The following is a 13,235-nucleotide window of genomic DNA, read 5'->3' as shown; positions in this document are numbered from 1 at the left end:
GATGACCAAGATCACTCTCGGCAAGGCCATCAACGCGGGCCTGCGGGCCGCGATGGAGAAGGACCCGAAGGTCGTCGTCATGGGCGAGGACATCGGCAAGCTCGGCGGCGTCTTCCGCGTCACCGAGGGCCTGCAGAAGGACTTCGGCGAGGACCGCGTCATCGACACCCCGCTGGCCGAGTCCGGCATCATCGGCACCGCGGTCGGTCTCGCGCTTCGCGGCTACCGGCCGGTCTGCGAGATCCAGTTCGACGGGTTCGTGTTCCCGGCGTACGACCAGATCATCAACCAGGTCGCGAAGATGCACTACCGCTCCGAGGGCCGGATCAAGATGCCGGTCGTCATCCGGATCCCGTACGGCGGTGGCATCGGCGCGGTCGAGCATCACTCCGAGTCGCCGGAGACGCTGTTCGCGCACGTGCCCGGGCTCAAGGTCGTCTCGTGCGGCGACCCGGTGGACGCGTACTGGATGATCCAGCAGGCGATCTCGTCCGACGACCCGGTCGTGTTCTTCGAGCCGAAGCGCCGGTACCACGAGAAGGCGGAGCTGGACGAGTCCGTGCCGCCCGCGCAGCCGCTGCACCAGGCGAAGGTGGTCCGTGAGGGCACCGACGCGACGCTGTTCTGCTACGGCCCGATGGTGAAGACCTGCCTGCAGGCGGCCGAGGCCGCGGTCGAGGACGGACGCAACCTGGAGGTTGTGGACCTGCGGACGATCGCGCCGCTCGACCTCGCGACCATTTTCGCGTCGGTCAAGAAGACCCGGCGGGCGCTGGTGGTGCACGAGGCGCCGCTGTCGCTCGGCACGGGATCCGAGATCGCGGCGCGGGTGACCGAGGAGTGCTTCTACCACCTCGAGGCTCCGGTACTGCGCGTGACCGGGTACGACACGCCCTACCCGCCGTCGCGGATGGAGGACGACTACCTTCCGGACCTGGACCGGGTGCTGGACGGCGTCGACCGGGTGATGGAGTACTGATGGGCATCCAGCAGTTCCGCCTCCCCGATGTCGGTGAGGGGCTGGTCGAGGCCGAGATCGTCAGCTGGAAGGTCAAGCCGGGCGACACGGTCAAGCTCAACGACACCATCGTCGAGATCGAGACCGCGAAGTCCCTGGTCGAGCTGCCGGTGCCGTTCGCCGGCGTTGTAAAAGAGCTCCTGGTTCCCGAGGGTGAAACGGTAGACGTCGGCACCCCGATCATCTCCGTGGAGACCGAGTCGCCGGCCGAGGCTCTGGCCGACGACCTGGTCCCCACCGTCCCCGAGCCGGCCGAAGAAACCGGCGGCCGCACCGCGGTCCTCGTCGGCTACGGCCCCAAAACCACCGAAGCCAAACGCCGAGCCCGCAAATCAGCTGGTCCGGCTCCGGTAGCTGCTCCTGCACCTACGCCTGCACCTGCACCTGTTCCCGAGCCCGTTGTTGCTAAGAGCAACGAGCAGGCCGGGTCGGTGCACGTGCTGGCCAAGCCGCCGGTGCGGAAGTTGGCCAAGGATCTGGGGATTGATCTGGCTGCGGTGACCGCCAGTGGGCCGGGTGGGATTATCACCCGGGCTGATGTCGAGGGTTATGTGGCCGCTCCGGCTGAAGCGGCCTATGAGGCCGAGCCGGTTTATGAAGCCGCGCCGGTGGTGAGTGGGCAGGGTGACACTCGCGTGCCGGTGAAGGGTGTGCAGAAGGTGATGGCACAGGCGATGGTTGCCAGTGCGTTCACCGCGCCGCATGTGACCGAGTGGATCACCGTCGACGTCAGCGCGACGATGGAGCTGGTCGAGCGGTTGAAGGCCGACAAGGCGTTCCGCGACCTCCGCGTCTCGCCGCTGCTCATCGTCGCGAAGGCAGTCACCCTGGCCGCCCGTCGTACGCCGATCATCAACGCGGCGTGGGACGAGCAGGCGCAGGAGATCGTGTACAAGGGCGCGGTCAACCTCGGCATCGCCGCGGCCACCCCGCGCGGGCTGATCGTCCCGAACATCAAGGGCGCCGACTCGCTCAGCCTGCCCGAGCTGTGCACGGCGCTGAACGACCTGGTCGCCACCGCCCGCGAGGGCAAGACGCAACCGGCGGACCAGGCCGGGGGCTCGTTCACGATCACCAATGTCGGAGTGTTCGGCGTCGACGCCGGTACGCCGATCATCAACCCGGGCGAGGCCGCGATCCTCGCGTTCGGCGCGATCCGCAAGCAGCCGTGGGTGGTGGACGACGAGATCGTCCCGCGCTGGATCACCACGCTCGCACTGTCCTTCGACCACCGCCTGATCGACGGCGAGAAGGGCTCGATCTTCCTCTCCGATGTCGCAAGCATCCTCGAGGACCCGGCCCGCGCGCTGATGTTCTGACCACGAAGGCCCGGGCGGATCGCCCGGGCCTTCGTGTTTGACCTCAAGCGCTTGAGGTGTGTGACCGTGGCGGCATGACGGTTTTCACCATTCAGGAAGTCTCCCGGCGGAGCGGCCTGAGCGAGCCGACGCTGCGGTACTACGAGGACGCAGGGCTGGTCGGTCCGATCGACCGCGACGCGCAGAGCGGCCATCGTCGCTACCGGGACGCGGACGTCGACACCCTCGAGGCGCTGGCTTGTCTGCGAACCGCCGGTGTGGGCATCGGCGATATGCGCACGTACCTAGCCAACCGGATCCGCGGTCGCGAGGCGGCGGCCGAGCAGCGCGACCTGCTGCTGCGACACGCGGAGCGGATCGAGGCGGAGATCGCCGCCCAGCGCGTGCGGCTCGAGTACCTCCGCGAGAAGGCCGCGCTCTGGGACGCCCGCGACCGCGGCGACGCGACCGCCGAGGCCGAGACGATCGAGCGCCTCATCGGCGTGGTGGAGGTATTGCGATGATCCTGGTCACCGGCGGTTCCGGCTACCTCGCCACCCACCTGATCGCGCGCCTCCTCCGCAACGGACAAGAGGTCCGTACGACGGTCCGCTCGACGGCACGCTCCGCCGAACTGCGCGCCGCCGTACGCCGAGGTGGTGCCGACGATGCTGGGCTGGAGATCGTCGAGGCCGACCTGATGTCCGACGACGGCTGGCCGGCTGCGGTCGCGGGCTGCTCGGAGGTTCATCACGTCGCGTCGCCGATCCCGCTCACGCAGCCGGAAGATCCCGACGAGCTGATCGTCCCGGCACGTGAGGGAACGCTGCGGGTACTGCGGGCAGCGCGTGACGCCGGCGCGCGGCGCGTCGTACTGACGTCGTCGTTCGCGGCGGTCGGGTACACGCCGAAGCCCAGCGCTGAGTTCACGGAGGACGACTGGACGGATCCCGCTACGCCCGGACTCGCGCCGTACCCGCGCTCGAAGGCGATCGCCGAGCGAGCCGCGTGGGAGCTGATGCGCGGCGCCGACACGGAGCTCGTGGTCGTGAACCCGACCGCGATCTTTGGCCCGACGCTCACCGCCGACCTCCGTTCGTCCACCCAGCTGATCAAGCTGATGCTCGACGGCACGATGACCGTGGCGCCACGAGCTCGCTTCGGCGTGGTCGACGTACGCGACGTCGCCGATCTCCAGGTACGCGCGATGGCCGCACCCGATGCCGCAGGCAAGCGTTTCCTTGCCGTAGCCAACGACCCGACCGTCAGCTTCCTCGAGATCGCGGAGATCCTCGGCCCACCCGCCCCCACCGAAGAGGCACCGGGCCTCGACCTGCCCCGCCCGATCATCCACAACGACCGAGCCCGAACCGAACTCGGCTGGCAACCCCGCGACCTCAAAACCACCATCCTCGAAACCGCCGACAGTCTCCGTGACCTCGGCCTAGTGCCAAGCATCCTCTGAACCCACCGCCACCCGAGCCGACGGAGCTCCTTCGAGCGAGTTGACCGAGGCGCGCCGGCGAGCTCGCGCAGTGCGGGGGGAGTCGAGGCCTCGGCCAGCGGTCTGCGGGTGGCGTAATCCGGCTGCCTTCTCACGTGGGCGGTGAGATGGTGGGGCGGTGCTGGTGATCTTTGTGGTGCTGGGGGCGGCGGTTCTGCACGCCACCTGGAACGCGATGGCGCACGGGGCGCCGGATCGGGTGGCCGGGCTGGCGTTGTTCGAGCTCGCGGCCGGAGTGATCGGGCTCGTCGCGATCCTGCTGACGGGCCTGCCGCCGGCCGGCACGTGGGGATACATCGTCGCGTCTGCCCTGCTGCACCTTGCTTACTTGGGCGGGTTGCTGGCGTCGTACCAGCTCGGTCAGTTCAGCCAGATGTATCCATTGGCCCGCGGTACGTCGCCGTGGGTCGTGGCCTTGGTGTCGATCGTCGTGCTGCACCAGCACCTGGCTGTGATCGAGCTGGCCGGCGTACTGCTGATCTCGGGCGGTCTGATCGGCCTCGTGTTCATCGGCCGGCCCGGCCGCCGTCAGCTGCCGGCGCTGCTCGCCGCGTTCGGCACCGGCTTGATGATCGCGTCGTACACGGTCGTCGACGGGGTTGCCGTCCACAAGATGCCGGTCGCGACCTACATGGGCTGGGTCTTCATGCTCCAGGGCTTCGCGGTCCCGCTGGCCGTCGTGTTGTGGCGCGGTCCGCAAGCCTTCAACCTGCCCAAACCCGCGATCTTCTCGGGCCTGTTCGGCGGTGTCGTCTCGATGGCCGCCTACGGCCTCGTCCTCTGGGCCCAAACCCGAGGCACCCTCGCCGCCATCGCCGCCCTCCGCGAAACCAGCATCATCTTCGGTGCCCTCATTGGCACCCTGTTCTTCAACGAACGCTTCGGCCCCAAACGAGCTGCAGCCGCCGCCGTAGTAGTAACCGGCATCATCCTGATCACCCTCGGCTGACGACTGCACAGGTGATGAGTGAGTGGGGGTCCCGGGCGGTGGACCCCCACTCGGCTTGTTACGGGTGGACGGCGTCGAGGGCGTCGGCGATGCCTTCGCCGTAGAAGGCGTTGTTGGCGGTGGTACCGGTGCAGCGGGCGTCGGGGGTTGCCGGGCAAGCGGTGTCGTCGGCCTCGCGCTGGAGGGCTCGCTCCAGGTCGCGCGGGCCCCACCACGGGTGAGTGGATTTGAGCAGGGCCGCGATACCGGTGACGTGCGGCGACGCCATCGACGTGCCGCTCATCAGGCCGTAACCGCCGCCGGGCAGCGTGGACAGGATCGAGCTACCGGGTGCGGCGACGTCGATCTTGTTCAGGCCGAAGTTCGAGAAGCTGCTCTTGACCCGGGCCTGCGTGGTGCTGGCGACGGTGATCACGCCGGGGAGCTCGGTCGGCATGTCGAGGCAGTTGTTGTCGATGGTCCGGCTGACCGGGGTCGAGTCGTTCGGGCTGGTGGTATCGGTGGTCTTGTGGGCCAGGTCGTAGTTCGAGTTGCCGGCCGCCGCGACCGACAGCGTCCCTTGGTCAGCGGCCCACGCGTACGCGCGCCGTACGGCTTCCTGCACCGCGCCCTGGTCGCCGTTGTCCTTGCACCAGAACTGGAACGGGTCGATGAAGTAGCTGTGGTTCGTCACGTCCATGTGGTGCTCGGCGGCCCACACGATCCCGCAGATCGAGTACTCCGGGTAGATGAAGCCATCGTCGTTCACGACCTTGACCGACGCGATCCGCACACCCGGCGCGACACCGACGATGCCCACGCCGTTGCGCGCCGCGGCGACGGTGCCCGCGACATGCGTGCCGTGCGGGCTCGTCGTCGGCCGCCAGATGCCGGGCGTCTGATCCGGTACGCCGTTCTTCACGCAGCTGACCGAGTCGCGCGCATCGAAGTTCGGCGCGAGGTCGGGGTGGGTGTCGTCGACGCCGCTGTCGTTGATGCCGACCAGCACGCGCCGCGAGCCGTCGGTCACGGTGTGAGCCTGGTCCGCCTTGATCTGGACCATGTCCCACTGCTCGCCCTCGCGCGGGTCGAGCACCGGTGTCGCCGTGGTCTCATCCACCGAGCCGACCGAGTCGACCGAGCTCAGCCCGCTCGCCGCCCCCTCACTGACGGCCGCGGTCCGGGTGGCGCCGACGGACTGCACCTCGCGCCCGTTGTGTCCGGCGCGCACGTCGACCTTGAAGTTCGCGTTGGTCGACTGCGCGACCACCACGCCGAACTCCCGGTACGACGAGAGCACCGTCCCGCCGGCCTGCTTGACCGCGTCCTCGACCTTCCGGACATGTCCCGGCGAGGCCTTGGTGTTGATCACGTAGTTCATCAGGGGACCGGGCGTGGGGTCGTCGAGCGGTGCGGCGTACGCCGTCGCGGCGCTGAGGGATGTCAGCGCCAGCGTGGCCGCGGCCAGGCCGGCGGACAACCGGCGGGAACGGGAAGTTCGGGACACGCTGCCTCCTCGGGGTAGGCCCGGGCGGACGGTCCCGGGCCGTATCGGGAGACTCTAGAGCGGATTCCGGCCAGACGGAGTCCCTTATCCACAACGCAGGGGAAACCCTGCATTCGTCACTACCGAGCGTCCCCCCGTTCACGCTCAGTTGCCCACATGCTGTGGATCTGCCTGTGGATAACTCGTGGACAAGCTGGGGAATAACCCGCCCGACCGGTGGATTGAGCTGTGTGTAAGATAGATACAACAGAGATACCAGTCGTATGGGTGGGGAGTTCAGTCGTGAGCGGGTCGCCGGAGCCGGCGAGTGATGCGTTGTTCCTGGGAGACGAAACCGCGGAGATCGCCCGGGTGGTGGTCGAGGCCGCGCCGGGGGTGGAGAAGATCCCCGCGGCCGAGCGCGTGTACGCGTACGTGAAGGCGGCGATCCTGGACCGCGTCTACCCAGGCGGCGAGCTGCTGACCGAGGGCGAGCTCGCCACAGCGGTCGGAGTCTCCCGTACGCCGGTCCGCGAGGCCTTGCTCCGCCTGGAGGAATCCGGACTGGTCAAGCTGTACCCGAAGAGGGGCGCGCTTGTCCTGCCCGTGCTGCCGCAGGAGATCGAGGACGTCCTCGAGGCCCGCGAGCTGCTCGAGACGCACGCCGCCGCCAAGGTCTGGCCGCGGCGCAAGCAGCTGATCGAGCGGCTGACCCAGCGCGTCGACGAGATGCGCGCGCACCGCAAGGCGGGCGACGCGAAGAGCTTCCTGGAGGCCGACCGCGCCTTCCACGAGGCCATTGTCGGTGCTGCTGGCAACGAAATCCTCGCCAAGCTCTACAACAGCCTGCGTGACCGTCAGGTCCGGATGGGCGTGCCCGGTATCGAGGTGCAGCCCGCGAGGATGGACAAGTCGATCACCGCGCACCAGGAGATGATCGACGCGCTCGGCGGCAACAGCGTCAAGCGCTTCCGTGAGCTCGTCGTCGCGCACATCGCCGAAGCCGCAAATGATCTGCGAGGCACTCGGTGACCGAACTCCTCTTCCCCCTGGGCGGTCGGCGAGCCTGGGCGGTGTGGATCACTGCTGTCCTCACCTACCTCGTCACGGTGCTGCACCGCGGATCGATGAGCGTGGCCGGCCTACAGGCCGCTGAGCGCTTCCACATCTCCGCATCCGCACTGGCCAGCTTCACCGTCGTACAGCTCACGGTGTACGCCGCCATGCAGGTGCCCGTCGGCATCCTGCTCGATCGCTACGGCTCCAAGCGTTTGCTGATCGCTGCGTCCGGACTGCTGTTCGTAGCGCAATCCGCCTTCAGCCTGGTCGATTCGTACCCCGCTGCACTCGCGGCACGCGCAGTGCTGGGTGTTGGCGACGCACTGGTGTTCATCAGCGTGCTGCGCGTGGTCATGTCCTGGTTCCCCGCACTGCGGCAGCCTGTGATGTCACAGGCGACCGGAATGCTCGGTGGTCTCGGAGCGATCATGTCGACCGTTCCGATGGCTGCTGCCTTCCACGCGTTCGGATGGACGCCCACATTCGCGGGTGCGAGCGTGCTGAGCCTCGTGGCCGGCGTACTGGTGCTGTTCCTGATCAAGGACACGCCGTACGACGAACCGCTCCGCCGCGCGAAGCAGCCGCTCCACGAGGTCAAGCAGAACCTGCGTCGCGCCTGGCACGAGCCGGGCACGCGGCTGGGGCTGTGGACGCACTTCACCACCAGCTTCTCCGGCAGCACGTTCGGACTGCTCTGGGGCTATCCGTTCCTCGTGCAGGGTCAGGGCGTCGCGCCGACCACCGCAGCGGCAATGCTGATCATCCCTGTGCTCGCCGGGCTCTGTTACGGCCCCCTCGTCGGGCGGTACGCCGCCAGGTTCCCCTTCTACCGGTCGTGGATCGTGCTGGCGGTGATCGCCGGCTCGGTGTTGATGTGGACCATCGTCCTGCTGTGGCCGGGCCGTGCGCCGATGCCGGTGCTCCTGCTGCTGATCGTCGTACAAGCTGCTGGTGGTCCGGGGTCGATGCTCGGGCTGGACTATGCGCGGACGTTCAACCCCGCGACCCGGTTCGGTGCGGCCAACGGGATGGTCAACACCGGCGGGTTCATCGCCACGCTGCTCTGTATCGGCATGGTGGGCATCCTGCTCGACACCTCGTCCGGTGGGGCTCCGCAGACGATCGAGGACTTCAAGTTCGCGCTGGCGTTCCAGTACGTGCTGTGGGCGATCGGTACGCGGCAGATCCTCAAGTACCGCCGCAAGGCGCGCGGTCACCTGGCCCGCTACAACCCGGAGGCCTACCAGGCCCTGCTGGCCAACCAGATCGTCCCGCTGAAGGGCTGAGACAGCGCGCTGGCACGGGGTGTCAGGCAAGTGCCAGGTCGGTGACAGGGCAGAGCGCCAAGGTAGTCCCAGTGAAATTCATCCAACGCACCGGCCTCCGGCCGGGGTTGGGGAAGCTGGGAGGAACTGATGACCACAACGAACCAGGTCGCCATCGAGGCGGTCGGTCTGGTCAAAAAATATGGCAACACCACCGCGCTTGCCGGCGTCGACCTGAGCGTGCCCACCGGCACGGTCCTCGGCGTCCTCGGCCCGAACGGCGCCGGCAAGACGACCGCGGTCCGCATTCTCGGCACCCTGCTCCGGCCCGACGCGGGCCACGCGACGGTCGGCGGGTACGACGTCGTACGGGAGGCCGGCAAGGTCCGCGGCATCATCGGGCTGACCGGACAGTACGCCTCGGTCGACGAGGACATGTCCGGCCGCCGGAACCTGATCATGATCGGCCGGCTGCTCGGGTTCTCGCGGGAGCAGTCCCGGGCCCGGGCGGACCAGCTGCTCGAGCGGTTCGAGCTGACCGACGCGGGTGACCGGATCGCGAAGACGTACTCCGGCGGTATGCGCCGCCGGCTCGACCTGGCCGCGAGCCTGGTCGGCAACCCGAGCATCCTGTACCTGGACGAGCCCACCACCGGTCTCGACCCGCACGCCCGCAACGGCGTGTGGGAGACGATCCGCAACCTGGTCCTCGACGGCACCACAGTCCTGCTCACCACGCAGTACCTGGAGGAGGCCGATGCGCTGGCCGACTCGATCGTCGTGTTCGACAAGGGCTCCGTGGTCGCGTCCGGCCGTCCGGCCGAGCTGAAGGCGCAGGCCGGCAGGCAGTCGCTGGACGTCCGCCCGGCCGAGCCGGCCCACCTCGAGCGGGTCGCCGCGATCGTCGCGGAGTCGACCGGCACGCGTCCGAACGTCGACGTGGTGAACACGCTCGTCAGCGTGCCGGTGAGCGACGGCTCGTCGATGCCCGTCGTCGTACGGCGGCTGGACGAAGCCGGGATCGCCGTCACCGAGCTGTCGCTGCGACTGCCCAGCCTGGACGAGGTCTTCCTCGCCCTGACCGGTCACACCGCCGAAGAGAAGAAGTCCGACGCCGTACTGGAAGGAGTGGGTCGATGACCACCGCAACCCTCGAACCACCGACCCACCTGGGCCACCGGTCACGGCCGTTCGCCTGGGTCTCGCAGAGCCTGACGCTCGCCTGGCGCAACATCGTCCGGATCCGGCAGAACCCGGAAGCCCTGGCGGACGTCACGTTCCAGCCGATCATCTTCCTGGCGCTGTTCCTGTTCGTGTTCGGCGGAGCGATCGCGGGCGGTGGCGGCTGGCGCGGCTACTTGCCGGTGCTGCTGCCTGGTCTGCTGGTGCAGACCGTCGTGTTCGCGACGATGGGCACCGGGGTCGGCCTGAACGACGACTTCGCCAAGGGCGTCTTCGACCGGTTCCGCAGCCTGCCGATCGCCCGGATCTCGCCGCTGATCGGCGCCGTCCTCGGCGACGCGGTCAGGTACTCGCTGTCGATCGTGATCTTGATGACGAGTGGATTCGTGCTCGGCTTCCGCTTCCACAACGGTGTCGGCAACGGCCTGCTGGCCATGCTGATCGTGCTGCTGTTCGCGCTGTCGATGTGCTGGATCTGGGTCTGGCTCGGCCTGACGATGAAGACCGCCCAGGGCGTCCAGGGCATCGCGTTCCTGGTGATGTTCCCGCTGACCTTCGGCAGCAACATCTTCGTCCCGACCAGCACGCTGCCGGGTTTCCTGCAGGCCTTCACCAAGGTCAGTCCGATCACGTACCTGGTCAACACCGAACGTGCCCTGATGGGTGGCGGTGCGGTCCAGAAGCCGTTGCTGATCACGCTGGCCTGGATGGTCGGTCTGGTCGCGGTGTTCGCCCCGCTGGCGATCCGCGCCTACCGCCGCCGTACCTGAAATCTGTCGGTGGTGAGCGTCAAGGTGGTCGTATGACGACGAACTGGACGCTCACCATCGACTGCGCGGACCCGGCCGTGGTCGCGCGCTTCTGGTGTACGGCGCTGGGCTACACCGAGGCGGCCCCACCGTCCGGGTGGGACACGTGGGAGGACTGGCTGACCGCGCTGAACGTCCCCGAGGACGAGTGGAACGACGGCGCCTCGATCTCCGACCCCGACGGCATCCTGCCGTCGATCTCGTTCCTGAAGGTCCCCGAGCCCAGGACGGTCAAGAACCGCCTCCACCTCGACCTCCAGGTAGCCGGCGGCCGCGCCGAGCCCCAGCAGCTGCGCGAACAACGCATCCGCACCAAAGCCGCAGCCCTGCTGACCGCCGGCGCCACCCTCATCCGCGAAGTCCCGATGGAAAACTCCACCACCCTCGACCACCTGTGGATGCAGGACCCGGAAGGCAACGACTTCTGCGTCGTCTGAGGGGAATCCGGGGGTATCCCGGGGCAGATCAAGCTGCGTTGTCCACAAGGGCATTTCAGAGCACGAGATTGAGCGCTCGCGGTGGATAGCCTGCGTCGGTGCGGATCAACGTGTACGTCGACGGCTTCAACCTGTACTTCGGCTCCCTCAAGGGCCGGCCTTACAAGTGGCTGAACCTCGAGAAGATGTGCAGCCTCTTACTGCCCCGGTTCGAGCTTGGGCGGATCAGGTACTTCACGGCGCTCGTGAAGGAACGCCCTGACAATCTGCACGCGCCGGTCCGGCAGCAGGCGTACCTGCGGGCGCTCGGCACGCTGCCGCCTGTGGAAGTACATCTCGGAAGTTTCCTCACCAAACCCACGCGAATGATGCTTGCGAACCCGCCCAGCTCTGGGCCGCGAACGGTCGAGGTCATCAAGACCGAGGAGAAGGGCTCCGACGTCAACCTCGCGACCTATCTCCTGGTGGACGCCTTCCGCGACGATGCCGACGCCTTCGCGGTCGTCAGCAACGACTCCGACCTGACCGAGCCGATTCGAATCGTCCGGCACGAGCTCGGAAAGGTGGTGGGGCTGCTCAATCCACAGCCGGTGCCGAGCCAGCGACTGCTGACCTGCCGACCGACCTTCGCGAAGCAGATCCGGGCAGGAGTTCTGCGAGCCAGCCAGTTTCCGGAGAGGGTGACGGGTGCCGGAGGAGCCGTGATCCGCAAGCCCACGGGTTGGTGAAAAGCAGAAGCCCCACCGAAGTGGGGCCTCGCACCCAGCCACCGAAGCAACTGGGGGAATGTTCACAGGCTAGCTGACGAGACCCTTCCGGGCAACACGGATCAGCCGGGGTTGATCTCGCTGAAGGCCAGCGGTTGGCGGGTGCAGAGATAGGTTGCCCAGTGCAACTTTTCTGGCATGCCCGAGGAGTCGCGGGTGATCTGCAGGAGTTCGCCGGTTTCCCGGCCGGAGACGGTTCGGTAGGTGTCGTCGGCGATCTTCTCGAAGACGGCGGGTGACTGCCACTCGGCGGCCGCCGGGGACTTCGCCTGGAGTACGCCGTTCTTGACCGTGAAGTTGAACGGGCTGCCTTCGGTGAACCAGGTCCCGAGCACGCCGGCCAGCTCGGACGGGACCTCGGTGCCGGGGACCCAGGCTTCGGGCGGCAGCGGGTCGTCCTCGAGGACCTTGATGATCAGATCGGTCGCCAGTGCGCTCGGGGCCGGCGAGGAGGTCGAGCCGAAGAGCGCGATGCCCGCAGTACCGGATTCGCGGTCGACGAAGGTCGACGTGATGTGGCCCGGCATGCCGCCGTCGTGCCCGACGAACAGCCGGTCGCCGCGGCGCAACAGCATGAACCCGAGCCCGAACGCGAGCTGCCAGCGGTCCACATCGGCCATGATCTGCACCTGGCACATCTCGTCGAGGGTGTCCTTCGACAGCACCTCGTCGACCGGGTTCGCGACGAACATCGCCCATTTCGCCAGGTCCTCGGCCGTCGATGCGAGCCCGCCGCAGGCGTCCATCGCGCCGATGTCGAGCAGCGGCTCCCGGACCGGTACGTCGGTCCACGGCGGCACGTAGTACCCGATCTGCGCCGGTCCGCCGTCCATGCCGACCGTCGTACGGCGCATCTCCAGCGGGTCGAGGATCCGCGCCTTGACCGACTCGTACCAGGACCGGCCGTCGATCCGCGCGACGATCTCACCGAGCAGTGCGAACACCAGGTTGGAGTAGTGGAACCGGTGGTGCGGCTTGCCGATCCGCTCGGCGTCGTTCCACCCGTCGACCAGTTCGTCGCGGGACGGGAACTTCATCAGGTCCCAGACGTCGCCGACCGGCTCCCGTTGCATGCCGCTGGCGTGGCTGAGCATCTGCCGCACGGTGATGCCTTCGTGCTTGCTGCCCGGGATCAGCTTGTCGACCGTGTCGTCCAGGCTGAGCTTGCCTTCGTCGCGCAATGCCATGATCGTGACCGCGGTCAGCGTCTTGCTCTGCGATGCGATCAGGAACTGCGAGTCCGCGGTCGGCGGTACGCCGGGATTGTCCAGGTCGGCCGATCCGGCTCCGGTCGACCAGGCCAGCTTCCCGGCGCGGGCGACAGCGCCCACCACCCCGGGAACCCGGCCCTTCGATTGCCGCTCGGCGACGATACGGGTGAGTGCGTTCTGGGTCTGCTCGGCGATATCTGTCACGAGTTCCGACCTTAAGGGAGGTGGATGACAAAAGGCAGGGGGATTTGGTCGGTCGGATATGCGAGGC

General features: G+C 67.8%; 13 protein-coding genes. 11 read left to right on the top strand and 2 right to left on the bottom strand.

What is annotated here, in order from left to right:
* The first annotated feature begins 1 nt into the window (after position 1).
* The 5 genes from AB0J62_RS26730 to AB0J62_RS26710 all read left to right on the top strand — a co-directional run bounded on the left by AB0J62_RS26730 (position 2) and on the right by AB0J62_RS26710 (position 4,769).
* Positions 2–979 carry an alpha-ketoacid dehydrogenase subunit beta gene (locus AB0J62_RS26730; RefSeq protein WP_363876665.1) on the top strand — a complete coding sequence of 326 codons (978 nt, stop codon included), beginning with the start codon at positions 2–4 and terminating at the stop codon, positions 977–979.
* The gene (locus tag AB0J62_RS26725) at positions 979–2,337 is read left to right on the top strand and encodes a dihydrolipoamide acetyltransferase family protein (RefSeq protein WP_363876662.1); all 1,359 of its coding nucleotides are present in this window, start codon (positions 979–981) and stop codon (positions 2,335–2,337) included. Before AB0J62_RS26730 ends, AB0J62_RS26725 begins: the two co-directional genes overlap by 1 nt.
* A gap of 74 nt (positions 2,338–2,411) precedes the next feature.
* Positions 2,412–2,840, top strand: a complete 429-nt coding sequence (locus AB0J62_RS26720; RefSeq protein WP_363876659.1) for a MerR family transcriptional regulator — start codon at positions 2,412–2,414, stop codon at positions 2,838–2,840.
* A complete protein-coding gene (locus tag AB0J62_RS26715; protein ID WP_363876656.1) occupies positions 2,837–3,781 on the top strand; it encodes an NAD-dependent epimerase/dehydratase family protein in 945 nt (314 codons plus the stop codon). Before AB0J62_RS26720 ends, AB0J62_RS26715 begins: the two co-directional genes overlap by 4 nt.
* Before the next feature lie 157 nt (positions 3,782–3,938).
* The gene (locus AB0J62_RS26710) at positions 3,939–4,769 is read left to right on the top strand and encodes a DMT family transporter (protein WP_363876653.1); all 831 of its coding nucleotides are present in this window, start codon (positions 3,939–3,941) and stop codon (positions 4,767–4,769) included.
* A gap of 58 nt (positions 4,770–4,827) precedes the next feature.
* Here the strand turns inward: AB0J62_RS26710 and AB0J62_RS26705 are convergent, their stop codons facing one another.
* A complete protein-coding gene (locus AB0J62_RS26705; protein WP_363876650.1) occupies positions 4,828–6,255 on the bottom strand; it encodes a S8 family serine peptidase in 1,428 nt (475 codons plus the stop codon).
* Positions 6,256–6,537: 282 nt separating this feature from the next.
* On the opposite strand from AB0J62_RS26705, the gene AB0J62_RS26700 reads away from it, so the two are divergent.
* The 6 genes from AB0J62_RS26700 (at position 6,538) to AB0J62_RS26675 (ending at position 11,714) form a co-directional block, all read left to right on the top strand.
* Positions 6,538–7,266, top strand: coding sequence for a GntR family transcriptional regulator (locus AB0J62_RS26700; RefSeq protein ID WP_363876647.1), 729 nt, complete (start codon positions 6,538–6,540; stop codon positions 7,264–7,266).
* Entirely contained in the window at positions 7,263–8,579 is a 1,317-nt protein-coding gene (locus AB0J62_RS26695) for an MFS transporter (protein ID WP_363876644.1), read from the top strand. Before AB0J62_RS26700 ends, AB0J62_RS26695 begins: the two co-directional genes overlap by 4 nt.
* Before the next feature lie 129 nt (positions 8,580–8,708).
* Positions 8,709–9,698 (top strand): ATP-binding cassette domain-containing protein, encoded by a 990-nt coding sequence (locus AB0J62_RS26690; RefSeq protein ID WP_363876641.1) that lies wholly within the window; start codon positions 8,709–8,711, stop codon positions 9,696–9,698.
* Positions 9,695–10,510, top strand: coding sequence for an ABC transporter permease (locus AB0J62_RS26685; protein WP_363876638.1), 816 nt, complete (start codon positions 9,695–9,697; stop codon positions 10,508–10,510). The genes AB0J62_RS26690 and AB0J62_RS26685 overlap by 4 nt, the downstream gene beginning before the upstream one ends.
* Before the next feature lie 32 nt (positions 10,511–10,542).
* The gene (locus tag AB0J62_RS26680) at positions 10,543–10,986 is read left to right on the top strand and encodes a VOC family protein (protein ID WP_363876635.1); all 444 of its coding nucleotides are present in this window, start codon (positions 10,543–10,545) and stop codon (positions 10,984–10,986) included.
* A 98-nt stretch (positions 10,987–11,084) separates the two neighbouring features.
* Positions 11,085–11,714 (top strand): NYN domain-containing protein, encoded by a 630-nt coding sequence (locus tag AB0J62_RS26675; protein ID WP_363876632.1) that lies wholly within the window; start codon positions 11,085–11,087, stop codon positions 11,712–11,714.
* Between the two features lie 101 nt (positions 11,715–11,815).
* Here the strand turns inward: AB0J62_RS26675 and AB0J62_RS26670 are convergent, their stop codons facing one another.
* Positions 11,816–13,168, bottom strand: coding sequence for a serine hydrolase domain-containing protein (locus AB0J62_RS26670; protein WP_363876629.1), 1,353 nt, complete (start codon positions 13,166–13,168; stop codon positions 11,816–11,818).
* Between the last annotated feature and the right edge of the window lie 67 nt (positions 13,169–13,235).

It is taken from the genome of Kribbella sp. NPDC049584 (genome assembly GCF_040675555.1).
Lineage (GTDB): Bacteria > Actinomycetota > Actinomycetes > Propionibacteriales > Kribbellaceae > Kribbella.
Note: the sequence above shows the minus strand (reverse complement) of the source record. Positions and strands in the feature narration are given on the sequence as shown.